This window comes from Vagococcus sp. JNUCC 83, assembly GCF_053667615.1.
Window position 1 is genome coordinate 52,807 of sequence record NZ_CM132204.1, and the last position, 26,468, is coordinate 79,274.

The following is a 26,468-nucleotide window of genomic DNA, read 5'->3' on the forward strand; positions in this document are numbered from 1 at the left end:
AAAATATAAAAAAGGAGAATAACTATGAAATTAGTTAAAAGTAAAGTAGCAACATTATTTTTAATGTTTGCTTTAGTATTACCTACATTTTTATCAGGTGTAGTCGCTGTTAATGCAGCTGTTTCGGGGTCGGTGGAGAATCCTTCTCTAACGATTCTGAAAAAAGAACAAGAACCAGGAACAAAACCTGGTGATGCTGGGACTGGGTTACCAGGACAAAAGGCTGAGGGAACACCAGTTAAAGATGTAACTTTTACCCTTAAAAAGACACATCATTTTGATCCAACAACAGATACATGGACAGAAGTATCTGGTGATGATGCAGTAGAAATATCTGCAGTTACAAACAAAGAAGGTCTTGCAGTATTTAATAAAGATAACGGATTAGAGTTAGGGCGTTATGAAGTTCATGAAACAGATGGACCAGCTCATGTTATTTTAAACAAAGAAGCATTCACAGTAGATGTTCCAATGACATCAAAAGATGGAAAAGATTTAAACTATGATGTTCACGTATATCCAAAGAACGAAACTGTTCGTGGAGATGTTGAGTTAACAAAGAAAAATGAAGAAGGTGCAGTATTACCAGGTATTACATTTGATTTATTTAATGCTGACGGTACAAAAGCAAAGGACTCTGAAGGAAACGAAATTCCAGTATTTACGACAGATGAACATGGTAAGGTTGCAATGAGTGGTTTAGCAGCTGGAAAATACTATTTCCAAGAAAAAACTACATTACCAGGTTTAGCACTTAATACAACTAAATTAGAATTTGAAGTGAAAAAAGATGCAGAGGGTCAAAAAGTAGTCGTTGAATGGACAACAGATGGTAAATACTTATCAGCAAATGGTAAAGAAGCTGAAATGATTAACTACAAACAGCCAAAAGTTGAAAAAGACGTTGAAGAAAAAACACATCATGATGTTGATCGTGGTGCAGAATATAAATATAATTTAACAATTAAAACACCAAATGATATTGAAAATTACGCTCTATTAGGTGTAAAAGATACATTAGATGAGCGTTTAGAGTATGCCGGTAACTGGGAAGTAACTGGCACAACAAAAGATAACATTGACTTTAAACAAAATGGACAAACATTAGTATGGGAAGTAAAAGATTTATCTAAATTAGCACCAGGTAAAGATGTAAGAGTAACATTTACAGCAAAAATCAAAAAAGATGCTGTATTGAAGCCAGAGGAAATGGATACAGGAATTCCAAACACGGCTAACATTGACTTTGATAACGGAAGAGAATCATATACAAAACCAAAAGATCCCAATAACCCACCAACGACACCACCGTTAGATCCACCACCAACACCACCAGTAACTGTGCGTCCAAAAGATGGTGGACTTAAAGTGTTGAAAGTTGATAAAAATGATCATGCTTTATTCTTAGAAGGGGCAGAATTCAAATTAACAACAGATAAAGAAGGAAATGACGTGATTGATGCAACAGAAACATCAATCCGTGTTAATGGTGAAGTATTTACAGGAAAACTTGAAAATATCGCAACAGATAAAGATGGTGCCATTAGTATTACAGGGTTAACACCTGGAACATATTACTTACATGAAACAAAAGCACCAACATATTCAATTGATGGAGAAGAAAAATCATACCGTTTATTAACAAAGCCATTAGAAGTAACGGTTTTAGATAAGGTTAATGACAAAGAAGTAACAGTAGAAAACTCAAAATCAGGTTGGAACTTACCAACAACTGGTGGATTGGGAACATTACTATTTACTTTAGGTGGTTTAAGCTTTATGTTTATGGCATTTGTATTAATTTTCAAACGCGATAAAAAAGCTGCTTAAAAGTTAGTTAAATTAAAGAGTTCTAATCAACAGGTTAGAGCTCTTTCTTTTAATTTTCTTTATGAACTGAAAATGAACGAAAAGGAGAAGAACATGAAAAAAAATAAAATAAGTATTTTTATTTTAATATGGTTTGTTTTTATTCAATTTATCTATCCCGTACAGACAATAATTGCAATCGAGAAAGATGAACTTTTATCAATAAAAGAGATTGATACTGAAAAAGGTTTATTTGAATTAAGTATTAATGAGGCGATAGATTTTGATGAATTGAAATTGCAAGTACCTCAAAACAGTCAATATGACTTTTATGATACACAGTACACTTATGATAATTTGAATGATAAAATCAATATAAGCAGAGAAAATATCAAAAATAACAAAATTATATTTAAGATAGAAAACAATAATGACGAAGAGTATGAAATTATTTTTAATTCATACAAAAATAATCTTCTTATTGATAAAACTAATTATAAAGTTGTGTCCAAAGGTTTGGCTTTACAAGGACTTAGTGATGATATAGAAAAAAAAACTATACAAGAAGAAGACGTTATTAAGGAAAGTGAAAATAATATTAGTTCACCTGATTTACAGCGACATATTGGAGTAACCCCAATACTAAATACAGTCTTATCAGGAAATGATGCTGCTTACAAAATATCATTAAAAATTACAGGATCTCAAGTTTATTATACTGATGTTAAGTTGAAAATAAAGTTACCTAAAAATGATTATTCATCATTTACACAAAATTTAAGTGATTTAAAAATACGTAATGTGGTACCAATATATTCAGCCAAAGATCATTCGTTGAATTATGATTTTGATATGTTAAAGTCAGGTCAGACATATGAAACTGTATTGAAAGTTAATACGACAAATGGTTATATGATACATGGAGAAAAACTTCCTGTAGAGGCTATGTTAAAGTTCAAGGAAAATTTCAACGAACTAAATCAAACAAGTATTGGTATTGTCACGATTAATGCTTCCTCATCAATGAGTATTAGCAAAAAAATGATAAAAGCAACTCACTCTGGGTCGGATTCTTTACCGACACCTAATGGAAATATTAGATGGGAAATAAAAGTATCTATTCCTTTCAAAAATTCAGGGCAAATGTTTTTAAGGCCAGATGCCGATATTATTATAAAAGATATATTACCGACAGGCTTGACTTTTAGGAAAGATATTAAAGAAGATGGAACACCACTACCAGATGTAAAAGGAAATGAACTTATTTGGAAGTTTAAAGCTCCATCAATTGAAGAGCAAGAAAAAAACAGTGATTTGTTATTTGAAAAAACTCTCTACTTTTGGACGCAGATTGAGAATGATAAAAAATACGTTGATCAAACATTAAGTAATAAAGCTGAATTAGCAACAACCTTCATCGATGACGTTTTTTTAAATCCTGGGGCTGAAACATCATCAAATGTAACGATATATGCTTCAAATCCTAGTTCAGGAAATGACACTACGACAGGCACTAAAGAAGCTCCATATAGGCCAACCTTTTATGGGCCATTAGACGGGAGTGGAAATTATCCAAAAGGTAAAAATTATAACCCTAATCCTGTTGTTCCAGACACTGCTTATATAAGATTTTACCATGATATTTTTACTTATAAATATGGTGTAAAAGATAATTTTAAATCTCTAGAAATAATTAATAAATTTGATAAAAATTTGTTTTTAGAGAAAGTGACCGTTCCAGAAGATAAGTGGGTATCTTCATATGGTAGTAAAGCTAAAGTGCCACTTATTCCTAAACCGCAATATGATATGGAACTCTATGTTAGTGGTAAGAGTAAACCTATAATAGTACAAGATCCCATACCAGGACATACATATGAAATTGAAGAATTAGGTATTGACCGTGGGACTTATGTAAACGAAATTCGATTAGTTTTTAAAGGACTAATCCCTAAGGAATTAGGTAATTCATCGATGACTTCCTATTATTTTTCTATTAAAGAAGGATATGTTGGTGAAGTAAAAAATACGTTTGACATGGTTGGTGAGTCTACATTAATATCACCAGAAGGTAAGTATGGAGGTAAATATCGTCGTTTTAATTTAAGAACTGATTATCCAGAATTTTATGACAATACTAAAAGTAATGTTGTAGGGGATAGGACAGCACAGATTAAACCAAGAAATACTTTTTCTACTCCTATTTCTCAAATTACTGTTGACTTATTGGAGCATAACAAAGGTGAAGTTAAATCAGGACAGAATAGATTAAAAGTAGAGTATTTAAATAATGCTAGTTCGCAAAGGTCAATTGAAGATCCAATTGAATCTGTTGTTTTATTACCACCAGGTGTGAAGGTTGCAAGTGTTCCTAACGAATCTTTTACGAACGATATTCGGATGTCTTCAAGTGGAAAATATCAATTATTAGAAGATAATTATAATAATAGTGGCCGTCAACTTATAAAATTTAGTTGGGATGATAAATACATTCGGAATAATCGTAAAATGTCAGCTGAATTAGATATAGATATTTCGGATAAAGCTCCTAGCTCATTGGTTTTTGATGTTTATGGTTTTTCTGGAAATCCATCCATGAAAGTACCAACGACAAATAATGATGTCATTACTAATACTGTACTTCAAACAGATATTGAAGATTTAAACAATGATGGAAATAAAAAATCATGGAGAATAAAATCTGCCAATTCATATATTATGCTAGGTACCTATGATCTAGAAACTGAAAAATTTGTTAAAGGACCGGGAGAAGATTGGTCAAAATTTGCTAAAACAACTCCAGGTGGAGATATAGATTATCGACTGTTTTTAACAAATAGTACTGGAAAAGATATTTCAAGTATGACGTTGATGGATGTTTTACCTGCTGGTGGAGATTTAGGACTGACAGATAACATTGCGAGAGGAAGTAAATTTATGCCTTACCTAAAAGGTCCTATAGAACTTCCAAAAGAATGGCAAGGAAAAGTTAATGTCTTTTATAGTACAGTAAAAAATCCTAAACGCGATGATTTAATTCGTCAAACTGATTACCCTAAGGATACTCAACAATTGGGAAATCCTAGTGGCTCAACAGATCCAAAATGGATGAGTGAGTCTAGTGTTAAAGACTGGACAAGTATTAGATCCTTTAAAGTTGAGTTAATACCAGGTACGGTTTGGATTAAAGGTGTGGATATGAATATCACGTTTAGAATGGAGGCTCCAACAGTAGAACGAGCTTCTGATAAAGCAATATTTGATCCTAAAACAGATCCCCGAGAACGAGTAGCCTGGAATTCGTTTGCTGTTGCAACTGATAATGGACAACCAGTAGAACCTCAACAAGTAGGTGTGTATATGAATGAGGACATTGGAAACTTGACTATCAATAAAATTGATAGTGAAACTAAAAAAACATTATCAGGTGCAGAATTTAAAATTAGTAATAAGGATGGTTCATTCGTTAAAACAATTGTATCTGATGATAAAGGAATAGCTAAATTAGAAGATATCCCTTTAGGAAAATATACAATCAAAGAAACAAAAGCTCCAGATGGATATAATTTATCAAGTGATATTTTTGAATTTGAGGTAACTAATGATAAATATCAACACGAATTTATAATAAAAAATCAAAAAATAAAAGGTAAATTAACGATTAAAAAAGTTGACTCTATAACAGGTAAAGTATTGTCAGGTGCAGTATTTGAAGTGAAAAATAGTAAAGGTGAGATTATCACAACTTTAACTACTGATGATAAAGGGTTAGCAGATATTTCTGACTTATTAGATGATAAGTATACAATCACTGAAGTAAAAGCTCCAGAAGGATATAATATTCTACAAAAACCAATAGAATTTGAGATTACATCAAAAAATTCAGATATAACACTAACTGTAAAAAATACAAAAACTGGTTGGGAGTTACCTGATACTGGAGGGAACGGTATACTTCTTTCAAGTGTTGTAGGGTTGATGTTTATGTCAGTTGGATTATCTCTGATTAGATTACGTCGTGTTTAAAAGTTTATAAAGTGAACTCTATTTTTAAAATAGGGTTCATTTTTTTGAAATGGACGTTCATTAGAAGTTCATTGCTAAACTGATACAATAACATTAAATCTGTATATAAGATAACTAAAGTGACAGAAATAAATACAGTGAATGATAAATATATAAGTCAATTCTAATTTCTTCAATGAGATTAGAATTTTTATAGTATAAGGAGAAAAAAATGAAGAGAAATACAATTATTACTTTTTTTCTATTAGTAGGTATGGCGATATTTTCTTATCCTTTCATAGCTAATATGGTATCTACTACAGGGCATGTGCAAAAGGTAAAAGGTTATGAAGAAATGATGGAAAAAGTAGATAAAAAACAAAAAAAGGCAGCTGAAGAATTAGCACAAATTCATAATGAAGAAATAAAAAAAGGTGAACAAATATTTGTTGACCCTTTTGAGAGTGGTACAGAGTCTGTAGGCAGTCAAAGTTATTATGATGCCCTTAATTTGGGAGAGGTTATTGCGGTATTAAAAATTCCTAAACTTAATTTGGAGTTACCAATTTATCATGGTTCAAACGAAAAAGTTCTGAGTAAAGGTGTGGGACATCTTGAAAATTCTGCTTTACCCATTGGAGGGACGGGCACTCACTCGGTTTTAACAGCACATAGAGGGTTGCCAACTGCAAAATTATTTAGACATTTAGATAAATTGAAAAATGGCGATGTTTTTTTTGTTGAGGTGCTTGATGAAACACATGCTTATGAAGTATTTAATGAAAAAATAGTTTTACCAAATGAAACGGAGTGGCTCACACAAGATGAAGACAAAGAGTTAATGACCCTGTTAACTTGTGAACCATACATGATTAACACACATCGATTACTTGTAACAGGAAAACGAATTCCATACGATGAAAAAGTAAAAGAAATTCATAAAAATGCATCAAATAGTTTATCGAAGTTATATATGCTGGCTGGTGCTGGACTTAGCCTATTCATATTACTAATCATTTATTTAGTATACCGTTATAAAAAGAACACAAAGAAAAATAAACGAGGTAAAAAATGAGAAAAAAACGCTGGATACTAATAGCATTATTTCTTTTTATTGGCTTAGGGCTGATAACGTTCCCTAAAACAGTCAGAGTGTATTATGATTTGAAAAATAAACGGAGCTATGAATCTTATAAAAAATCAGTCAATGATATGGGAGAAGAAACTGCTAAAATCAAAACTGAAAAAATAAGACATTGTTACGATGAAACTACACAAAACGACGAAGGCATTATGGACCCATTTAACTCGAATAAAGAATCTGCCAATCGAATGGCTTCATGTCTTGATATGGAAAAAAATGATATTTTCTCAATGTTAGAAATACCAAAATTAGGCTTAGTTATTCCTATTTTTCTGAATTCAAGTAATGAGGCTCTTAACCATGGTGTTGGGTTGGTTGAAGGTTCTTCTCTTCCAGTGGGTGGAATTAGTACTCATTCAGTATTAGCAGGTCATCGTGGTTTATGGACACAAGAAATGCTAAGGCATGTGGATAAATTAAATAATGGTGATGTGTTTTATGTTCATACGTTAGAAGAGACACTAACGTATGAAGTATTTGCCAAAACGATTATTGACCCACATGATACGGATATATTAGAAATAGAAGAAGGGAAAGACTTAACGACTTTAATTACATGCCATCCTTTTCCCACTGACTTGCAACGATTGCTAATTAGGGGAGAAAGGATAAAATAAATGACCTATATATATAAAATCGTAGCAAAAAATAACAAAAAACATACTAATTATGAATGGTTGTTCAGTTTTTTTTCAGTATTTAATGATAAAATTGAAATCGAAACACAAAAAGGGTAAATGAGATGATTATTATGAGCAAAAAGTCATATCGTGTTTGGGTGTATGTTATTTTGGTAATATTTTTATCATTATCTTTATTTGGTCGATTGTTATGGGAAAATAAATTTGGGAGTGTCTCACGTGATGCAAAAGGAGGAGTCATAGAGTTTACTAGCAAAGACTTAGAAAATAATATCTATGCGATAAATGGAGAATGGTCATTTTATCCAAATCAACTATTAACTTTAGATGAAATGGTACTATCTGCCAATGATTATACGCCTGTCCCGAATAATTGGGGGCAACAGTTTAAACGGAGTCCTATCGGATATGGGACATACCATCTAAAATTATTTGTTCCAAAGCATAAAAAACGCTATGCACTACATTGGGTAAGCATCCATAGTGCTAGTAAAGTTTTTATTAATAATGAATTACTGTATGAAACAGGGCATGTTGGCAAGAGCGCTAAAGAAAGTGCACCTAAAAATATCCCTAAAACAGTATCATTTAGTAAAGATGAAGGTCAGGAAACAATTGATTTAATTATTCAAGTATCAAATTTCAATGACACCAGGTCTGGTGGTTTAGTAAGGGAAATATTGTTTGGTGATGCGACTCATATGATGGATAGTATGAGTATTTCAAACAGTTTGGAGCTTATTACACTAGCGATTTTAGTGTTAACAGTGTTTTTATTGTTTGGTTTATTTGTATTTGTTAAGCCAAAAAAAGAACTGTTTTATGTGAGTTTAATTTTATTGAACTTTACTATATTGTTTATGACTGGATTAGGTGAGAAGCTACTTCATCATTGGGTAGATATTCCTTATTATATTAATGTTAAATTAGTTAACAGTAGTATTTTATTTATCTCATTTCTCTTTTTAGATTTAATAAAGGAAAGCTTTTCTCATAGGTATCAATCAATGATAAAAAAACTTATCCATGTTGAGATAGTCAGTATTATCGGTTGTGTATTGTTACCAGTTGAGATCGTCCATAGTTTATCCAATATATTTATCATATTCTTAGTCATATCATTATTTATGACATTTTATATTGCCAATAAAAAAGTTGAAAAAAATGTTCCAACACAAACGTTTTTTTTAATTGCTTTAGGCTGTTTGATGTTGCATTTATCTTGGTGGTTTTATACTTTTTTAACAGGTGAAGTTTACATTTTTTATCCATTTGATTTGCTTACTTCTATTTTTTGTTTAATGTTTACTTGGCTTAAACATTATGAAAATTTATATAGTCAAATGGAAGAGATGAATGCAAATTTAATTTATGCTATGGATTCTAAAAATAATTTTCTATCTCGTGTAGCTATTAAACTGAGAAAACCGATTAAAGAAATTGATAATCTGATTAGCCATATTATGATTCAATCAAAAGATAATCATTACCCAGAATTAGAAGAAGAGCTAACATTACTAGAAGAAGCTAATCAGGATATCTTGGTATTAGTTAATAATATGGTTGAACTTTCAAATAGTGAATTTTCGTTAAAAAATGATTTTGTTGAGCCTTTATCTATTTCCAAAAAAATAGATTACTGCTCAAGTATTGTTCTGAAGAATGAGTTTTATAAAGAGATGACAGTGGTGACAGATATAGATCATTCAACTGATTTAATTTATGGAAATGTCAGACATTTTGTACAACTTATTTTTCAATTATTGTTTATTTCAAAAAAGTTAATTCCTTCAGGTCTTCTGACTTTTTCGTCAGAAAAAAGAGATGACTCGCATATATCACTAAGAGCAACATTTAAAGATTGTTTTGTTTCACCTAAGCAGATTGAAATAATGAATATGTCACTTCATGAATTGATGGAAGATGATACATTATTTGAAAGCATGTACGGTGTTGAGATGAGTTTGTTGCATTCTATGACAAAACTGCAAGGTGGTACTTTATACATAGAGCCTTTACACAATGGTATTGAAATGGTATTTACATTTGATCAAGCCCATATGTTAGATGTATATGGGGAAGAGAGCTTTGAGATAATCGAATTAGACGAACCGTTGCTACAAGAAAAAGAGAAAATAATCTTAGTTATAAGTAGTAATATCAAGCAATTGATGGCATTAAAAACAATGTTAGAAAATAAAGAAACCTTAGTTATTGTAACAAATTGCACGTCAGATGCTTTAAGTTATATTAAAAAATATAATATTGATTTAGTGATTGTGGATACTATATTGGATAATGAAACAGGCTTTTCCTTTGTTAATAATATAAGAAAATCTCATACTATTATTCAGTTACCTGTATTGATGATTGTTTCAACAAGCAAATATAAAGTCGAACTTAATGAAGTATATCGTTCGGGAGCCAATGATTACATTGAAAAGCCGATTGATGCAGTGGAGTTATCCGCGAGAGTTAAAATTTTAATTGGTATGAAACAGAACATAGAACAAGCCATTCATTTTGAAGCGTCTTGGCTACAAGCGCAAATTGAGCCACATTTCTTATTCAATACATTAAATACTATTATTAGTTTATCAGATGATGACGAAGATAAAATGAATGAAGTGTTTGATGCATTTATGACATTGCTACATAGTAAGTATCATTACGATAACGAAGGAATTATTACGTTGGAGGAAGAAATAAAATTAGTCAAATCTTACTTATTAATAGAAGAAACCAGATATGGTGATAAATTAAAAATAGATTGGCAAGTAGAGGAGACTTTAAATTTAGAGAAAATTAACATCATTTCTTTGTCAATACAACCTATCGTAGAAAATGCGATTAAGCATGGCGTATTGCCAAAAAGAGGGACTGGTACACTGACAATAATTATTGCTAAGGTAAATAAGTCGCAAGTAAAAGTAACTATACAAGATGATGGAAATGGTACAGATAAAAGCATGTCAGATTTTTTAAAGATGAGGTATCAAAAATTACCTGTTGGTATTGGATTAACAAATACATATTATCGATTTAAAAAAATTATGAAAGAAGAATTAGTTTTTGAATCTATAGTTGGAAAAGGAACAAAAGTTTCGTTTTATTTAGACTATGAGTAGAGGGGATATTTGTATGCGTACAATGATTGTCGATGATGAAATGCCTGCACTAAAACTACTTGAGAAACATGTGAATGGCCAAAATGATTTAACACTAGTATATAGTACAACTATTGGGGAAGAAGTTGTTGAAAAAGTTAAAGAACTGGACATTGAGTTATTACTAATGGATATCAATATAGGAAATGTGTTGGGAATTGAGTTAGCCGAAGAAATTAATCGAATTAATCCCAAAGTCAAAATTGTGTTTATTACAGCTTATTCGGAATATGCTGTGACGGCATTTGAAGTCAATGCCATTGATTATTTATTAAAGCCTGTCACTAAAAACCGATTTGCAAAGATGATTCAAAAAGTTGGATCGATAGCAGAAGAAAAAGAAACGGAACAACATCCGTTGATTTTTGATGTGTTTTCAGAAGGACAAATATATAAAGATGAACAAAATCTTTTAGAATTAAGAACAAAAAAAGCCGCAGAATTGTTATTTATATTGTGGCATTTTTCAGATGGTGGTCTAAATAAAGAACAGTTAGTTGAGTTTCTTTGGCCAGATCAAGCGAAAGAGTCAAGCACAATGATGTTACACACAACGATATATCAAATTCGACAAGTGTTTAAAAAAAATAAATTACAAAATCCTATTGTACATAAACAAGGAAGGTATATTTTAACTTATCCTGTTAAAACATCATTGGATACGTTAAAGCAGATATTACAAAAAGCGTATACACTTGAAAATATTACGATGGTGTTAGATCTCTATAAAGATCGATATTTTGCCATTAGTGATTATCTATGGGCTGATGAATACAGTCAAACTTTACATCAAGTTATTTTAGAATACTTGATGAAAGCAATTGAGCAAAATCTTGTTGATCAACCTATTATAGCTCGAATTTTATATAAGTTTAAAGAAGATTTATTATTAGAAGAAGAATATGTAGAAAGTATCTACCGTTATTATAAACAAAATAATCAACATATTAGAGCTACAGAATTTTTAAAAGAAACAGATGAGTATTGGCGTAATGAGTTGGACATTCCATACTCACATTTTTTAGATAGATTAACATCTTAGGACTAATGAAAAGAAGGTATTGATATGCCTTCTTTTTGTTTATAAAAAAATTATAAAAATAAATATGTTATCCGGTTGACATGAAAGCGGATTTAAATTATACTATGAAATATAGAAAGCGCTTTTCGAAAAAATGTGGTAACCGGTTGATATAATTAAAAAAATATACTATCATTGGGGGAAACCAATATGTCAAAATTAAAAGAATCATTTAAAAATGCATCATATTTACAAAGTTCATTAACATTATTACTATTTTTTGCTTCATGGGGAGTTTGGTGGTCATTTTTCCAATTGTGGCTAACATCTGAAGCAAATGGATTGGGCTTGAGTGGAAGCGCTGTCGGAACGGTGTTTTCGGCCAATTCATTAGTTACCTTGATATTCATGTTTATCTATGGAACATTGCAAGATAAGCTTTATATTAAAAGAACGCTATTAATCTTTTCTGCATGTATTGCTACTCTAGTTGGTCCATTTTTTATTTGGGTATATGGCCCGCTTTTAAAGAATAATTTTAATCTAGGGATTATTGTTGGGGCAGTTGTTTTATCAGCAGGATTTTTATCATCAGTTGGGATATTTGAAGCTGTAACTGAGAGATTTAGCCGTTTATTTGATTTTGAGTATGGTCAAGCTAGAGCTTGGGGATCATTCGGCTATGCAGTTGTAGCGTTACTTGCCGGTTTTCTTTTTGTGAAAAATCCGGACTTAAACTTTTGGGCAGGATCATTTTTTGGCTTATTATTGTTATTAAATTTATTATTCTGGAAACCAGAGGCAGAGAAAAAAGCGAATAAAGATTTTGAAGACAAACAAGCTGAATCAAGCAGTGTGCCATCGTTAAAAGAAATGTTTGGTTTATTAAAATTACCACAGTTATGGGCAATTATTATATTCATCGTTTTTTCATGGACATTTTATAATGTATTTGACCAACAAATGTTTCCAGGTTTTTATACTAGTCTATTTTCTACATCAGCAGCTGGAGAAAAAATGTATGGGACACTAAATGCTGTTCAAGTTTTCTGTGAAGCAATTATGCTTGGTGTTGTACCGATTATTATGAGAAAAATTGGTGTAAGAAATACATTATTATGTGGTGTAACAATTATGTGTATTCGTATTGGCTTGTGTGGTTTTACGACTTCTCCAATTGCTGTATCTTGTATTAAAATGTTACATGCTTTAGAAGTACCAATGTTTATTTTACCAATGTTCCGTTACTTTACATTACATTTTGATACAAAAATGTCCGCAACACTTTATATGATTGGGTTCCAAATTGCAGCTCAAGTTGGGCAAGTTATTTTATCAACACCATTAGGGATGTTAAGAGACAATGTGGGATACCAATCTACATTTAAAATAATTTCACTAATTGTCCTTGTAGCAGGTGTTTATGCGTTCTTTATCATTAAAAAAGATGATCAAGATGTACAAGGTGATCCATTTATTAGAGGTTAATAAATTAGATAAATACATTTAGAAAGTAGGAGAATTATTATGACAAAAAAAGAAGCAATCGAATTAACTAACTCACGTTACCGCTTAGGCTACCATGTATCAGCACCATCAGGTTGGATTAATGATCCAAATGGTTTTTGTTATTTTGATGGGTATTACCATGTATTTTTCCAACATCATCCACACAGTGCTGAATGGGGACCAATGCATTGGGGACATGCGAGAAGTAAAGACTTAGTTCATTGGGAATCTCTACCTATAGCATTAACTCCTGGAGATAAAGAAGATGAAGATGGATGTTTTTCAGGTAGCGCCATAGAAAAAGATGGTGTATTATATCTGTTTTATACTGGACATCATTATTATGGTGACGGTGATAAAGATCATTTTTGGCAAAATCAAAATATGGCTTACAGTACAGACGGCATTCATTTTACAAAATATGAAAAAAATCCAATAATAGCAAAAGAACCAGGGGATAACACACATCATTTTAGAGATCCTAAAGTATGGGAACATGAAGGAACTTATTACATGATTTTAGGTAGTCAAGAAGAAGATGGACTAGGACGAGCAATTGTTTATTCATCAAAAGATTTATTAGATTGGGAGTACGAAGGCGCTATATCTAAAGCGAATGGGTTAAAAACAGAAGGCTTTATGTGGGAATGTCCTGACTTTTTCAATCTTGATGGTAAAGATATTCTATTATTATCTCCACAAGGAATCGATGCACAAGGTAAAGATTATTTAAATCTTTTCCAAACGGGGTATTTTGTCGGTGACTACGACTATGATAATGTTAAGTTTACGCATGGGGCATTTAAAGAGCTTGACAAAGGGCATGATTTTTATGCAACGCAAACAACAGAAGCACCAGATGGCCGACGAATTGTGATTGCTTGGATGGATATGTGGGAAAGTCCACTTCCTGAACAAGAGGATGGCTGGGCTGGAGCATTAACGATTCCACGAGAATTACGATTAAAAAATAATCATCTTTACATGACACCAGTCAAAGAATTAGAAAAATTAAGAGTAAAAGAAATTAGTAGTGATTCGGTTGAAGTGGCGCACAATCTACTTGTGGCAAGTGATGCTTCATCAAGTGAGATTTTAGTAGATATTCCATTAAGTGGTTCAGATAAAGAAGAAGTGACTTTTGCACTTAAAACAATAGATGAGGAATTAGTTTCATTAAGCTATTCAAAAGAAACAAATGAGTTTATTTTAAAACGTAGTGACAAAGATGACCTAAGATATGGTACAATTCAACCATGTGATAAGTTGTCATTACGAGCATTTGTTGATACAAGTTCAATAGAAATATTTATTAACAACGGAGAACTTGTATTTACAGAACGTTTCTACACAGAAGAAAAGACAAGTGTAGCTGTTACTGTTAGTGAAAAAGAAACAATCTCGTATACAGTTTATCAACTTGAGAATGATGCAGTTTCTTATAACTAAGGAGGTTTTATTGTGTTAATTGGTAGTATTGAAGCAGGAGGAACAAAATTTGTTTGTGCTGTAGGTGATGAGGATTACCGAGTAAAAGACCAAATAACGTTTCCGACAACAACACCTGAGGAGACATTAAAACAAGCAGTGGACTATTTTAAAAAATTTGATATTGAAGCATTAGGTATTGCCTCATTTGGTCCAATCGAGATTAGAAAACATTCACCAAAATCGGGTTACATCACAACCACACCAAAACCAGGTTGGAAAAATGTGAATGTATTAGGCTATTTACAACAACACTTAAATGTTCCAATGTCTTGGACAACAGATGTCAACGGGTCAGCATATGGTGAATATATTATGTCGACTTTATCAAATGAAAAGATAGACTCTCTTGTTTACTATACTGTGGGTACTGGTGTAGGCGGTGGAGCAGTTATTAATGGAGAACTTTTAGGAGAAGCAGGACATCCAGAAATGGGGCATACATTTGTTAAGCGCCATCCAGATGATTTGGAGTTTAAAGGTATTTGTCCTTATCATGGAGATTGTTTAGAAGGCCTTGTTTCAGGTCCAACTTTTGAGGCTAGATTAGGTAAAAAAGGTGAAACAGTCCCTTTAACAGATCCAGTATGGGATATTATGGCGTACTACTTGGCTCAAGCAGTTATTCAAACAACTCTAATCATCCGACCAGATAAAATTGTGTTTGGTGGAAGTGTGGCTAATGAGACCTTACTCGAAAAAGTACGTGAAAACGTTAAAGAATTGTTAAATGACTATATTGAGTTACCACCTCTTGATAAGTACATTACTCGCCCCCTCATTAAAAATAATGGGTCAGCAACTTTAGGTAATTTTGCTTTAGGGTTAAACCAATTACAAGAATAATACTTTATGAAAAGACTTTTATAATGAAATGAATTGTTATAAAAGTCTTTTTTATGCTATTCTAGACATAGAAATTTATGAGGGGAAAGAGTATGAGACCGAAGTTAGAAGATGTTGCTAAACGAGCAAACGTATCCAAAACAACTGTATCTAGAGTGCTAAATAATAGAGGGTATTTAAGCCAAAAAACCATAGATAATGTCCATAAAGCAATGGAAGAATTGAACTATCAGCCAAATGTTGTAGCGCGACAGCTTTATAATAAAAAAACCAATATTATAGGATTGATTTTTCCGACTGTCGCTAATCCATTTTTTGGAGAATTAGTTGAGGCGCTTGAAAAAAAATTATATGAGAGTGGATACAAAGTAATAATTGGAAACTCAATGAATAATACTAAAAAAGAGTCAGATTATCTGAATCAATTACTATCTGAGCAAGTGGATGGGTTGATTGTAGGAACACACAACCAGGGGATTAAAGAGTATAAATACCAAAATTTACCAATTGTTGCAATTGATCGAGTGATGAATGAAGATATTCCAGTGATAGAATCAGATAATTACCAAGGAGGAAAATTAGCGACACAGGCATTAATAGAACAGGGAGCTAAACAGATTATTCATACTAATGGACCTATCGAACTTGAAACACCTGCCAAGCGTCGGCGGTTAGCTTATGAAGAGACAATGTTGGCTTACGGACTAACACCTGAAACTGTCACACTAGATTTTAATATACCTTATCAAGAAAAAAAAGCAATTTTTTATCAATTATTCGAAACATATCCGAAAGTAGAGGCAATTTTCGCCTCAAATGACATGGATGCCGCGCTGATTCTTCAGGTAGCTAAAGAAAAAGGTATCAGAGTGCCAGAAGATTTGTTACTTGTTGGTTATGATGGGACACTCATGACACGTAGTATTTTGCCAGATTTGACAACTATTATACAGCCCATTGATGACATAGCCGAATTAGCGATTAATATTTTAATGAAGCGTATCAATAAAAAAGAAACGGATAAAGAGTATATTCTTCCTGTGACACTATGGGAAGGTAAGACATCAAAAAAAGGCAGCCATTTTTAGCGGTTGCTTTTTTATTTTTCATTTAAGAAATGAAGAGCAGTGTAAATGGCGGAAAAGATAAGCAAGAATACGAGAATAGAAATGACGATAATCGGTGGGTGGATTAATGATGTAGTTATATCAAGTGTTGTGGAAATAAGATAAAATATAGAACCTAACACAATGAATAACCATGCTTCAGAGCGTAAAAGAAAACTTTTCGAACGTTTAATTTGTTTGATATCATTTGGAGAATGGCTGGACTGTAATACTTTTTTTAATTCTCTATTTTCTAAATAAAGTTTATAAGGAAATAGGAGCCACCAGTCACCTTTAATCATTAATCGTTTATCCTGTAGATTTTCTACTTCCTTTAGTTCGTTTTTATATGTTCTTAATTCCATGATAGCTTGAACTGTTGTAAATGTTAAAAGAAGCCAGTCGGCACTAATTTGAAGGAATTTAATAGCTATTTGCATAAAGGACACTCCTTTTTTGTGATAGGTATAATTTTACAATATTTTTCACAAAAAGTATAATTTATAAAAAGAGGAGGGATAATTTGGAAGATGATTACATTATGCGTCAAATAAGGCTAGCAAGTGAAGGTATTGCTAGATTATTTAAAAAGGACATATCGAAAGACTTTTTAGGAGAGGTTCAAAAGGAGGATTCATCTCGTGTTTCTAGAATGGATTTAGTACTGGAGCATGTAGATAATCACCAATATCACGAAGCTTTTTTACTTGTAAACGCTCTAAAATTTAAAATGTCTCTTTATGATTTTCAACAAGTAACGGATTGGTTCATCAAATTGTTGAGGGAAAGACACGCCAATTATCCTCTCGAATTAACGAGTGAAGATATTGAAACTTACAAAACTAAATTAAATGCTCTTTTATAATAGGTTAATTTGTGTCATTATAGACAAGACATGACAGTTATAAAGGAGATAAATAAAAATCATGAGAAATATAAAAATGAGTATCGAATATGACGGGAGAAGATATCAAGGATGGCAAAGATTAGGTGATTCGGATAAAACGATTCAAGGAAAAATAGAAAATATTATTCATCAAATGACAGATGAAAGAATAGAAATTATCGGGTCAGGTCGAACAGACGCTGGGACTCATGCAAGAGGCCAAGTTGCAAATTTTAAAACAGAGTCGACCCTTTCTTTAAATGAAATGCTTGATTTTTTTCATCAATATTTACCACAGGATATTGTCATCAAACATCTTGAGGAAATGCCAGAAAGGTTCCATGCGAGATATAATGCAGTAGGAAAGCAATATAGTTATTACATTTGGAATGAGCGTGTACCATCAGCCTTTTATAAAAACTATAGTATGTACGTTCCGGAAACATTAAATATAACAAAAATTGAAGAAGCATGTGACAAATTAACAGGAACACATGATTTTAAAGGTTTTTCAGCGCTAAAGAAAACGAAAAAATCAACGACTCGTACTATTTCAGAAATAAGTATACAACAAGAAGGTGAATTAATTCATTTTACATTTGTTGGTGATGGATTTCTACATAAAATGGTGCGTATTATCATGGGAACACTATTAGATATAGGCACCGGAAAATTATCAATAGATGATATTGATACAATTTTTGAAACAGGTGTTAGAAGCCAAGCGGGAGATACGGTTCCAGCACAAGGCTTATTTTTAGATGAAGTATTTTATAAATAAAAAAAGAGGCTGACCCAAAAGTAAGTTTTTAAATGAAAATCACTAAACTAACAAAACAGAACTCCCATGAAGTCAGTGTTTTAATAAACTGATTTCATGGGAGTTTTCTATTTTAAGATTTTTGGGTCAGCCTCAAAAAGTCTAACTTTTAGGGTGCACTACACAAGTCACTCTTTTTTATTAGTCTTTTTTAAAGAATCGTATACCTGTTAAGATTGTAGCAATTAAACAAATAATAAAAGCAGTGATATAGACAGCGTGCATACCATAAATAAAGACATCCGGTCGATTGGCAATATAGGTTGTTACTTTTTGTCCATAATCATGACTCATTGCAGCATATAAGACAGAAGTTGATAAAGAAATTCCTATTACCATACCTAGGTTTCTAGCCAGTGAGTTCAAACTGCCAGCTACTCCTAAATCTTTCTTTTCTACATTGCTCATAACGAGTGTATTGTTGGGTGCTTGGAATAGGGCATTTCCTAACCCAACAAATAAAGAAGCAAAGACAAAAAAGATGAGAGAAGTCTGTTCTCCTAATGTTAGATACAATAGTTGTGAAAGTGTGATTAAAATTAGGCCGATAAAAGTTAGCAATCGAGCACCTATTTTATCAGTAATATACCCACTTATAGGTGATCCTACAATCATTGTTAAAGGAATAATCATCATTAGTAAGCCAGCAAAACTAGCTGAATAGCCTCGCGTATTTTGTAAATAAAAAGGAATCACAACGTTTGTAAAAAAATTAGTCACAAAAATCATAGAAGCAGTTAATAAGCTTAGGGTAAATACTTTATTTTTAAATAATGAAAATTGAATCAGAGGATTATCTTTGCTAATTTCAACACGGTAAAAAATAAACATAGTGACAAGCGCTATTGCTATTAACGCGATTGGCAGAGTATGGGCATACCCTAACTCTTGACCAATAAAAATACCTCCAAATAAAGTGAGAATCATCGTTGCAAATAAAATAAAACCGATAAAATCAATATTAGCACCCGATTTAGTGGAATCTTTTGGTAAGACTTTTTGTCCAAGAATAATAGTCAACACCCCGACTGGAACATTGATTAGAAAAATATATTCCCAAGAAAAGTGAGCTAAAATAATTCCACCAAGACCAGGACCCATAATTGACCCTAAAGAAACAAATGCCCCAATCATACCAAGAGCGCGTCCGCGTTCGCTCAGTGGAAAGACTTCCGTAATAATTCCTGTATTAGTAGACATTGTCATGCTTGCCCCAATTGCTTGGATAATTCTAGAAAGCAATAGTAATTCAAATGTATGAAACACACCACATAGTAATGACCCCAAAACAAATGTGATTGTCCCAATTCGGAAAATTTTTATTTTTCCAATACTATCTCCGATTTTTCCAAATAAAGGCAAACACGCACAGACTGTCATTAAATATATTGAAACAATCCATTCTGTTTGATTCATAGGAATGCTCATTTCTTTTGACATTACAGGTAGTGCGATGTTCACAATACTTCCATCCAAAGTAGACATGAATGTAAATAAACCAATGGCGACTAAAACAAGCCACCTATTTTTGTTAGGTATGTGAGTTACTTTTGTCATTAATCATTCTCCGTTCTTAAAATTACCCTTTTTTGTACTGTTTAACAATTGATAAACGCTCATCTAATTTATTATTATCTTATCTTACTATAAATTGTCATTTTTTTGTTAATAATTTGTTGAAGTTGACATACTTATAATATGATAAACTATTACTATAGAGTAAACTAGGAGGAAAATTCTTTTATGGTAGAGAGTAATGAAAGAGAGGTTGTTCACCAACTAGGTGAGTATATTAGAAAAATAAGAAAAGAATCAGGATTGACAATGGAACAGTTATCAAAAAAATCGGGTGTTAGTGTGCTATCAATAGGAAATATTGAAAATGGCCGGACTAATCCAACAATTAATATTCTATGGAAGTTGTCCAATGCTTTAAATATAACATTATCTCAATTGATAGGGTATTCAAATAACGTGAATATTGTATCGAAAGGAAACGATCCATACTTTATGAGTGACTTGACTAAAGGGTGGTTGGTTCAACCAGTATTTCAAGAAGATAACATAGAAGTATTTCGAGTCTGTTTAAAGGCACACTCTTCAAACAAAGGACAAAATCAACCATCAGAATCGGTAGAAGTATTAACTGTCATGAAAGGAAAAGTGGATATAAAAGTTGAAGGAAACACCTATCATTTAGAAGCGTATGATACGATCAATTTTCAATCTGGGATGATCCATGAATACATAAATAAAACAGAAGATGATGCCTTGCTAAGTATTGTTGTTAAATACTAAAAAATATATTATAATGTATTTTTATATATTATAATATATTTTTATTTAAGGAGATTAAGATGGAAAAGAAAATAAATAGTGTATTGTTGTTGGGGATAATCTTTGTAGCGATGAATTTACGTTCACCAATTACGTCTGTTGGTCCTTTAGTTGGACTCATTTCAGATGATTTATTATTATCTGGTGGGCAAGCAGGATTAATTACTACCATCCCATTGATTGCATTTGCATTAATCTCACCAATCGCACCTAAGTTGGCTAATAGATGGACGATAGAGAAAACTATTTTTGGTGCGTTGATTGTGTTGATTATAGGGATGGTTTTAAGAGCAATTCCAACATTATCTATGCTATTTCTAGGTACAACACTAATAGGTTCCGCCATTGCGATTTGTAATGTTTTAATACCTGGATTAGTCAAAAAAGAATTTTCTCATAAAAGCGGATTAGTTACTGGTATTTATTCAGTTAGCATGAATTTAACAGGCGCAATTGCCTCTGGTGTAAGTATTCCTCTTGTTAAAAAGATTGGTTTGGATTGGAATGTAGCATTAGGAGGATGGTCTATTTTAGCGGTAATGGCATTTCTGTTTTGGTTACCACAGTTAAAACGACGTGACATGGTAGAACAAACAATAAGCATAACAGATGATTCATCGGTTTGGTCTTCGTCTCTTGCCTGGTCGGTAACATTATTTATGGGGATACAGTCTTTTATATTTTATGTTTTAGTTGCATGGTTACCAGAAATGTTAATTGATAAAGGTTTATCAACAATACAAGCTGGTGGTATGTTATCTTTGTTACAAATGACGTTATTGCCTATAACATTTATTGTACCGATTATTGCTGAAAAGCAACCAAATCAAAAAAGTTTTGTGTGGGTATCGTTTATATTGTTTTTTTCAGGAATCTTTGGATTAATGTTAAACAATATGTTACTGGTTACTTTAGCAATCATAGCAATTGGTGTAGCAGGAGGTGTTGCATTTAGTCTTTCTATGATATTTTTTAACTTGAGAACATCAAGTGCAAAGCAAGCAGCTGAGTTATCAGGTATGGCACAGTCAGTTGGTTATTTATTAGCAGCAACAGGGCCGTTTTTATTTGGTTTTTTACATGATATGACAAAAAGCTGGCAATCTTCTTTAATTATCTTATTAGTGATGACAATAGTATTATTAGTAGTTGGATTAAATTCAGCTAAAAAGCGAGTGATATAAGAGGCTGACCCAAAAGTCTCTTTACAGAAAACAAGCATTCCAAAATGAAACCTCTCATTTCAGAATGCTTGTTTTTTCGTGATCTCTTACTAATATCCTTCCTATTTTTTCTCAGTTTTCTTAAATTTAGTGCCATTAACGCAAATCCCAGCTCCTGTGAAATCTTATCTTTTCCTCTTACAGAGAATCGATTGAATGCCAAATTAGCCTTCAGATTTCCAAAGGCTGGTTCAACATCTATTTTTCTTTGACGGTATATTTCTCCTGTGACATCCTCTTTCAAAAGCTCTCTTACGTGAGCCTTAAAATATTCCCAATTCCCATTTTTTTGAATCACTCGATTTTTACTACTCTTCGCACGAGTACATAATGCTCTAACTGGGCAATTTAAACAAGACTCACATTCATACATTTTAAGTTGTCTTTTGAATCCAGATTTATCCACTCGAGTAGAGTAATTTCTAAATTTGACTTCTCTATTATTCGGGCAAATATAAGTATCTGCCAATTCATTATAAATCCAGTTATCTGGAATAAATGGATTTTGTTTGTATTTTTTAGTGTGTTCTTTCTGATACATTGTATAAGTAATTAATGGAGTTCTTTCAAAATCATCTAAAATTGCTTGATAGTTTTCTTCACTACCATAACCTGCGTCAGCCACAATGTATTTAGGTAAGTCAAAATAAGATTTCTTGATAGTATCTAAGAAAGGAATCATTGTTTTAAAATCCGTTGGATTTGAAAATGTTTCATATGCTAAAACGTATTGATGATTGGTTGCAATTTGAACGTTATATCCAGGTTTTAACTGACCATTCATCATGTGGTCATCTTTCATTCTCATAAAAGTGGCATCATGATCTGTTTTAGAGTAGCTATTTCTACCGTTATAAATATCATGTTGTTCTTTATATTTTTTCTTTCTATAGATAAAGTTAGAAAAAGCTTTCAATGCTTTGGGACTGAACCCCTAAAATGAGACAGTAATAAAAACACCTATGCGATTACTTTTTTCCGATAGTCAACTGGAGATAAGTAGTCGTATTTTTGTTGAATTCTTTCTTTATTATAATAGTTGATGAAATTTTGTACAGTTTCAATTACACTAATTGTAGAGCTTCCAAGCTCTGGGTGTAATGAGAACGTTTCAGACTTTAGGATGGAATGAAACGATTCTATTGGAGCATTATCTGCAGGAGTCCCTTTTCGGGACATACTTCTGGTAATGCTCTTTTCTTTTGTTGCGTGATAATAAGCATATGAAGTATACACAGAACCTTGATCCGAATGAAGTATACATTTATCTGGAAGTTTAGGTAATTTATTTAGTGTGTCTAAAACACAAGATATGTCCTGTTTTTCACTTATTGTATAAGAAAGTATTTCTCCATTAAACAAATCCATAATGCTAGAAAGATAGAGTCTTTTAGGACCATAATCAAGATAAGTGGGTTTGTCAAGTTAAGTGTGTAAGTAATTTTAAATAATAATAGAACGACAATTTGACAATGAGTCGTCCTGTGATAATCTTCGAGGATAAGAGGGCATTTTTAATAAAGCTCTTGTCCCGATAAAAATTCACAGGACGAGAGACTCGTTGTCAAATTATATATATCCAACCTATTTTGATTAGTACCGATTATATTTTTCAACTCGTTTTGAAAAAGAATCATTAACAGTTAATTGATTAAGCACCATAGCCCAATTGTGAACGTGTCCACCTTCCCATTTACTTTGAAGTTCTTTTACTCGAAGATATAGCAGCTTAAGAAGGGCATTCTCATTAGGGAAAGCGCCTTTTTTAGTTACCTTACGGAAACTTGAATGAACACTCTCTACAGCATTTGTTGTGTACATTATTTTTCGAATAGCTGATCCATAATCAAATAGTTGTTCAACATGTTGAAAATTTCTTTTCCAAACATCAACAGCTCCTGGATAAATAGCCCACTTTGTTTGAAAGGTATCAAAAGCTGTTTGAGCAGCCTTTAAAGAAGAAGCGCTGTAAAAAGACTTCATATCCTTACAAACTTCTTTATAACTCTTACTTGGTACATAGCGAAGGGCATTTCTAACTAAATGAACTAAACAACGTTGAACCACAACGCCTGGGAAAATAGCTTTAGCACCATTTTCAAGTCCTGATACGCCGTCCATTGAAATAAATAGAATATCTTCAACTCCACGCTCTTTAATCTCATCAAAAATCTGCATCCATCTGTTTTTTGATTCTGTTTGATTTAACCAAAGGCCTAAAATTTCTTTATTTCCTTTTAAATCATAGCCAAGAATTGTATACACTGCACATTCTTTCACTTCATAATTTTCTCTTAGAGTGACATACATACAATCAACAAACAAGAAGGCATAGCATTTGGCCAGAGGTCTGATTTGCCATTCCTCAAGTTCTGATAATATTTGATCTGTGATATCCGACACCATGTCATGAGAAATAGTAAAGCCATAAATATCTTCAATTGTCGAGGCAATATCTCGTTGACTCATGCCTTTGGCATACATAGAAAGAACTTTACTTTCAATACTTGAAACGTCTTTGCTTCTTTTAGGAATAATTTCTGGTTCAAAAGAAGCATCTCTATCTCTTGGAACCTGAATGTCTAATTCACCGAAACTTGTTTTTAACTTTTTATTTCCATATCCATTCCGTCTGTTTTGAGTTTCTTTTTCTTGTCTTGACTGATTCTCATAACCTAAATGATTATCTAATTCTCCACGTAGCATAGCTTCAAACATCGGTCCAAAAACATCTTTTAAAGCTTCTTGCATATCTTCAACCGATTCTGGTTGATAGATGTCAATAATTGATTGAGCTAACTTCGCTGATTTTTGGTCTCTTTTCTTTTTAGCCACAGCTTCTCACTCCTTTAATCTATTGTAAAAAAAGAAAAACCGCGAAGCAACCCACTACCTAGGATGGTAGGTTACTTACACAGTTTATATTACACTCTCAGATAAGTGATGTCTGTTGTTAGTTTTTCTAGTGGCTTACTTGAACTAAAGTCTCTATCAATTACATTAGTAGTTTTAAAATAAATAGAACCATGACGTTTTTCTTTCTTTATTTTCACCTGACAACTCCATCCATATTTTTGCATAATACGCTGAACAACTTTATGATTCACTTTTATCTTTTTACGAAGTAAAAAAGTGATTTTTCGATAACCATAAGTGAACTTGTTTTCTTTACACAGCTGCTCAATCATTTTAATTCGATTATCGGCAACATATTCTTTCTTAGACCAACGATAGTAAGTACTTCTAGCTATCCCAAAATAGTGACATAACCATGTTATAGATAGTTTTCCTTTATAAGAATCAACTAAATTTATGAATACTTCTTTTTCCACATCCTTTCCAACTCCTTGTATTTTTTTAAAACATCAATTTCCTGTTTCAAGTACTTGTTTTCTCTTTCTAGAACTTCTAAAGGTGAAAAGTGTTCATTACCTTTTCCATAAGTATATTGTTTTCCCACACCTTGAGAGAATCGATAAGATTCTCCATTTCTATACCATTTCCACCATGTTTTCACCTGAGTTTTATTCCGAATGTTGAGTTTATTCATAATTTCTGATGTTGTTTTACCTTCAAGTTTCATTTTTATAGCTTCTTCTTTTACTTCTACTGGATAAGCAATCCTTTTAACCATAAAAAATACACCTCCGTTAAATTCATTTTACATGAATTCAACAGGGGTGTTTTTATATTTGTCTCATCTTTTGGGGTCAGTTCCCTTTTTTAGGCTCTTTACGCTCAGAACGAAGTTCTTTTCTCTCTTGAACATCTGAAGTATTTTCAATTTTAGTACTTAAATCACTTACTTTCATTTCCAACTCATCAATGATTTGTTTTAAATTTTCTGTGTTTAACTCATCATCTTCTGAACAAATAGATGGAATAATTTGCTCTTCCACAAGTTGTTGATAATAGGACTTTGACTTCTCTCTCAAAGATTCTTCATAACGTTGTGTGCTCTTTTTCCAAACGAAGGTATATTTATTTGCGTTGGCTTCTAACTTTGTTCCATCAATAAAAATAGCTTCTTCATCAATTAATTGTTGAGAAACAAGCTGATTTCTAAATTGAATAAAACATTCTTGAAGTATCGGTTGAACCAGTGGGTTCACTCTGAATCGATTAATTGTTCTGAAGTTAGGTGTCTGTGATTGCGTTAACCACATGGCACGAATGCTATCTTTAGACATAGCTTCTATCTTTCTTCCTGAAAAAATAGATTGAGTGTAGCCACACAGAATAAGCTTCAACATCATTTTTGGATGATAAGACGAAGTTCCCATTCGATGCTCAAAAACTGAGAACACATCCACAGGGATACTTTCTACTAATTCATCAATCGCAAAAGCGATATCATTTTCTTCTAAATAAATATCTAAATTCAGTGATAAAGTAACCTGTTTCGTGTTATAATTCTTATACATAAATAGCACTCCTTTTTAGTTGGTTTCGTCACTTTAATTATA

19 protein-coding genes and 3 pseudogenes are annotated in these 26,468 nt (G+C 32.2%); 14 read left to right on the forward strand and 8 right to left on the reverse strand.

Going from position 1 to position 26,468, the window contains the following annotated elements:
• Nucleotides 1-24 precede the first annotated feature (24 nt).
• The 10 genes from JNUCC83_RS00285 to JNUCC83_RS00330 all read left to right on the forward strand — a co-directional run bounded on the left by JNUCC83_RS00285 (nucleotide 25) and on the right by JNUCC83_RS00330 (nucleotide 16,718).
• Complete coding sequence (locus JNUCC83_RS00285; protein WP_454460278.1) at nucleotides 25-1,830, forward strand: SpaH/EbpB family LPXTG-anchored major pilin; 1,806 nt, start codon at nucleotides 25-27, stop codon at nucleotides 1,828-1,830.
• 93 nt (nucleotides 1,831-1,923) lie between these two features.
• Nucleotides 1,924-5,835, forward strand: a complete 3,912-nt coding sequence (locus JNUCC83_RS00290) for an MSCRAMM family protein (protein WP_454460279.1) — start codon at nucleotides 1,924-1,926, stop codon at nucleotides 5,833-5,835.
• A 211-nt stretch (nucleotides 5,836-6,046) separates the two neighbouring features.
• Complete coding sequence (locus tag JNUCC83_RS00295; protein ID WP_454460280.1) at nucleotides 6,047-6,889, forward strand: class C sortase; 843 nt, start codon at nucleotides 6,047-6,049, stop codon at nucleotides 6,887-6,889.
• Complete coding sequence (locus JNUCC83_RS00300; RefSeq protein ID WP_454460281.1) at nucleotides 6,886-7,575, forward strand: class C sortase; 690 nt, start codon at nucleotides 6,886-6,888, stop codon at nucleotides 7,573-7,575. The genes JNUCC83_RS00295 and JNUCC83_RS00300 overlap by 4 nt, the downstream gene beginning before the upstream one ends.
• Before the next feature lie 134 nt (nucleotides 7,576-7,709).
• Nucleotides 7,710-10,727 carry a histidine kinase gene (locus JNUCC83_RS00305; protein WP_454460282.1) on the forward strand — a complete coding sequence of 1,006 codons (3,018 nt, stop codon included), beginning with the start codon at nucleotides 7,710-7,712 and terminating at the stop codon, nucleotides 10,725-10,727.
• A 13-nt stretch (nucleotides 10,728-10,740) separates the two neighbouring features.
• Nucleotides 10,741-11,808 (forward strand): response regulator, encoded by a 1,068-nt coding sequence (locus tag JNUCC83_RS00310; RefSeq protein WP_454460283.1) that lies wholly within the window; start codon nucleotides 10,741-10,743, stop codon nucleotides 11,806-11,808.
• Nucleotides 11,809-11,997: 189 nt separating this feature from the next.
• Complete coding sequence (locus tag JNUCC83_RS00315; protein ID WP_454460284.1) at nucleotides 11,998-13,275, forward strand: MFS transporter; 1,278 nt, start codon at nucleotides 11,998-12,000, stop codon at nucleotides 13,273-13,275.
• A 39-nt stretch (nucleotides 13,276-13,314) separates the two neighbouring features.
• On the forward strand, nucleotides 13,315-14,745 hold the full coding sequence (locus JNUCC83_RS00320; protein ID WP_454460285.1) for a glycoside hydrolase family 32 protein: 1,431 nt from the start codon (nucleotides 13,315-13,317) through the stop codon (nucleotides 14,743-14,745).
• A gap of 12 nt (nucleotides 14,746-14,757) precedes the next feature.
• A complete protein-coding gene (scrK, locus tag JNUCC83_RS00325) occupies nucleotides 14,758-15,630 on the forward strand; it encodes a fructokinase ScrK (protein WP_454460286.1) in 873 nt (290 codons plus the stop codon).
• A 92-nt stretch (nucleotides 15,631-15,722) separates the two neighbouring features.
• Nucleotides 15,723-16,718, forward strand: a complete 996-nt coding sequence (locus tag JNUCC83_RS00330) for a LacI family DNA-binding transcriptional regulator (protein ID WP_454460287.1) — start codon at nucleotides 15,723-15,725, stop codon at nucleotides 16,716-16,718.
• 11 nt (nucleotides 16,719-16,729) lie between these two features.
• Here JNUCC83_RS00330 and JNUCC83_RS00335 read toward each other — a convergent pair whose 3' ends face one another.
• Nucleotides 16,730-17,176, reverse strand: coding sequence for a hypothetical protein (locus tag JNUCC83_RS00335; protein WP_454460288.1), 447 nt, complete (start codon nucleotides 17,174-17,176; stop codon nucleotides 16,730-16,732).
• 83 nt (nucleotides 17,177-17,259) lie between these two features.
• On the opposite strand from JNUCC83_RS00335, the gene JNUCC83_RS00340 reads away from it, so the two are divergent.
• Both JNUCC83_RS00340 and truA read left to right on the forward strand, forming a co-directional pair.
• Complete coding sequence (locus tag JNUCC83_RS00340; RefSeq protein ID WP_454460289.1) at nucleotides 17,260-17,601, forward strand: hypothetical protein; 342 nt, start codon at nucleotides 17,260-17,262, stop codon at nucleotides 17,599-17,601.
• A gap of 61 nt (nucleotides 17,602-17,662) precedes the next feature.
• Nucleotides 17,663-18,403 carry a tRNA pseudouridine(38-40) synthase TruA gene (truA, locus tag JNUCC83_RS00345; protein WP_454460290.1) on the forward strand — a complete coding sequence of 247 codons (741 nt, stop codon included), beginning with the start codon at nucleotides 17,663-17,665 and terminating at the stop codon, nucleotides 18,401-18,403.
• Nucleotides 18,404-18,583: 180 nt separating this feature from the next.
• Here the strand turns inward: truA and JNUCC83_RS00350 are convergent, their stop codons facing one another.
• Nucleotides 18,584-19,999, reverse strand: coding sequence for an MFS transporter (locus JNUCC83_RS00350; RefSeq protein ID WP_454460291.1), 1,416 nt, complete (start codon nucleotides 19,997-19,999; stop codon nucleotides 18,584-18,586).
• A 186-nt stretch (nucleotides 20,000-20,185) separates the two neighbouring features.
• Here JNUCC83_RS00350 and JNUCC83_RS00355 point away from each other — a divergent pair, with 186 nt between their 5' ends.
• Both JNUCC83_RS00355 and JNUCC83_RS00360 read left to right on the forward strand, forming a co-directional pair.
• Nucleotides 20,186-20,740: a helix-turn-helix domain-containing protein gene (locus JNUCC83_RS00355; RefSeq protein WP_454460292.1), complete on the forward strand. Its 555-nt coding sequence runs from the start codon at nucleotides 20,186-20,188 to the stop codon at nucleotides 20,738-20,740.
• A gap of 59 nt (nucleotides 20,741-20,799) precedes the next feature.
• Entirely contained in the window at nucleotides 20,800-21,963 is a 1,164-nt protein-coding gene (locus JNUCC83_RS00360) for a CynX/NimT family MFS transporter (RefSeq protein ID WP_454460293.1), read from the forward strand.
• On the opposite strand, the pseudogene JNUCC83_RS00365 reads toward JNUCC83_RS00360, so the two are convergent.
• From JNUCC83_RS00365 to JNUCC83_RS00390, 6 genes and pseudogenes are all read right to left on the reverse strand, one after another.
• Nucleotides 21,944-22,849: pseudogene (locus tag JNUCC83_RS00365) on the reverse strand (transposase); the annotation flags it as partial. The gene JNUCC83_RS00360 and the pseudogene JNUCC83_RS00365 overlap by 20 nt on opposite strands.
• Before the next feature lie 113 nt (nucleotides 22,850-22,962).
• A pseudogene (locus JNUCC83_RS00370) lies at nucleotides 22,963-23,415 on the reverse strand (transposase); the annotation flags it as partial.
• Between the two features lie 180 nt (nucleotides 23,416-23,595).
• Nucleotides 23,596-24,837, reverse strand: a complete 1,242-nt coding sequence (locus tag JNUCC83_RS00375; protein WP_454459153.1) for an IS256 family transposase — start codon at nucleotides 24,835-24,837, stop codon at nucleotides 23,596-23,598.
• Nucleotides 24,838-24,926: 89 nt separating this feature from the next.
• Nucleotides 24,927-25,334: an IS3 family transposase gene (locus JNUCC83_RS00380; protein ID WP_454460294.1), complete on the reverse strand. Its 408-nt coding sequence runs from the start codon at nucleotides 25,332-25,334 to the stop codon at nucleotides 24,927-24,929.
• The gene (locus JNUCC83_RS00385; protein WP_454459949.1) at nucleotides 25,313-25,636 is read right to left on the reverse strand and encodes a helix-turn-helix domain-containing protein; all 324 of its coding nucleotides are present in this window, start codon (nucleotides 25,634-25,636) and stop codon (nucleotides 25,313-25,315) included. Before JNUCC83_RS00385 ends, JNUCC83_RS00380 begins: the two co-directional genes overlap by 22 nt.
• Nucleotides 25,637-26,126: 490 nt before the next feature.
• A pseudogene (locus JNUCC83_RS00390) lies at nucleotides 26,127-26,426 on the reverse strand (transposase); the annotation flags it as partial.
• Nucleotides 26,427-26,468: the final 42 nt, after the last annotated feature.

Excerpts from the sequence above, each read along its gene's own strand:
- JNUCC83_RS00285 (WP_454460278.1), top strand. The coding sequence starts at position 25 with ATGAAATTAGTTAAAAGTAAAGTAGCAACATTATTTTTAATGTTTGCT.
- JNUCC83_RS00290 (WP_454460279.1), top strand. The coding sequence starts at position 1,924 with ATGAAAAAAAATAAAATAAGTATTTTTATTTTAATATGGTTTGTTTTT.
- JNUCC83_RS00295 (WP_454460280.1), top strand. The coding sequence starts at position 6,047 with ATGAAGAGAAATACAATTATTACTTTTTTTCTATTAGTAGGTATGGCG.
- JNUCC83_RS00300 (WP_454460281.1), top strand. The coding sequence starts at position 6,886 with ATGAGAAAAAAACGCTGGATACTAATAGCATTATTTCTTTTTATTGGC.
- JNUCC83_RS00305 (WP_454460282.1), top strand. The coding sequence starts at position 7,710 with ATGAGCAAAAAGTCATATCGTGTTTGGGTGTATGTTATTTTGGTAATA.
- JNUCC83_RS00310 (WP_454460283.1), top strand. The coding sequence starts at position 10,741 with ATGCGTACAATGATTGTCGATGATGAAATGCCTGCACTAAAACTACTT.
- JNUCC83_RS00315 (WP_454460284.1), top strand. The coding sequence starts at position 11,998 with ATGTCAAAATTAAAAGAATCATTTAAAAATGCATCATATTTACAAAGT.
- JNUCC83_RS00320 (WP_454460285.1), top strand. The coding sequence starts at position 13,315 with ATGACAAAAAAAGAAGCAATCGAATTAACTAACTCACGTTACCGCTTA.
- JNUCC83_RS00330 (WP_454460287.1), top strand. The coding sequence starts at position 15,723 with ATGAGACCGAAGTTAGAAGATGTTGCTAAACGAGCAAACGTATCCAAA.
- JNUCC83_RS00335 (WP_454460288.1), bottom strand. The coding sequence starts at position 17,176 with ATGCAAATAGCTATTAAATTCCTTCAAATTAGTGCCGACTGGCTTCTT.
- truA (WP_454460290.1), top strand. The coding sequence starts at position 17,663 with ATGAGAAATATAAAAATGAGTATCGAATATGACGGGAGAAGATATCAA.
- JNUCC83_RS00350 (WP_454460291.1), bottom strand. The coding sequence starts at position 19,999 with ATGACAAAAGTAACTCACATACCTAACAAAAATAGGTGGCTTGTTTTA.
- JNUCC83_RS00355 (WP_454460292.1), top strand. The coding sequence starts at position 20,186 with ATGGTAGAGAGTAATGAAAGAGAGGTTGTTCACCAACTAGGTGAGTAT.
- JNUCC83_RS00360 (WP_454460293.1), top strand. The coding sequence starts at position 20,800 with ATGGAAAAGAAAATAAATAGTGTATTGTTGTTGGGGATAATCTTTGTA.
- JNUCC83_RS00385 (WP_454459949.1), bottom strand. The coding sequence starts at position 25,636 with ATGGTTAAAAGGATTGCTTATCCAGTAGAAGTAAAAGAAGAAGCTATA.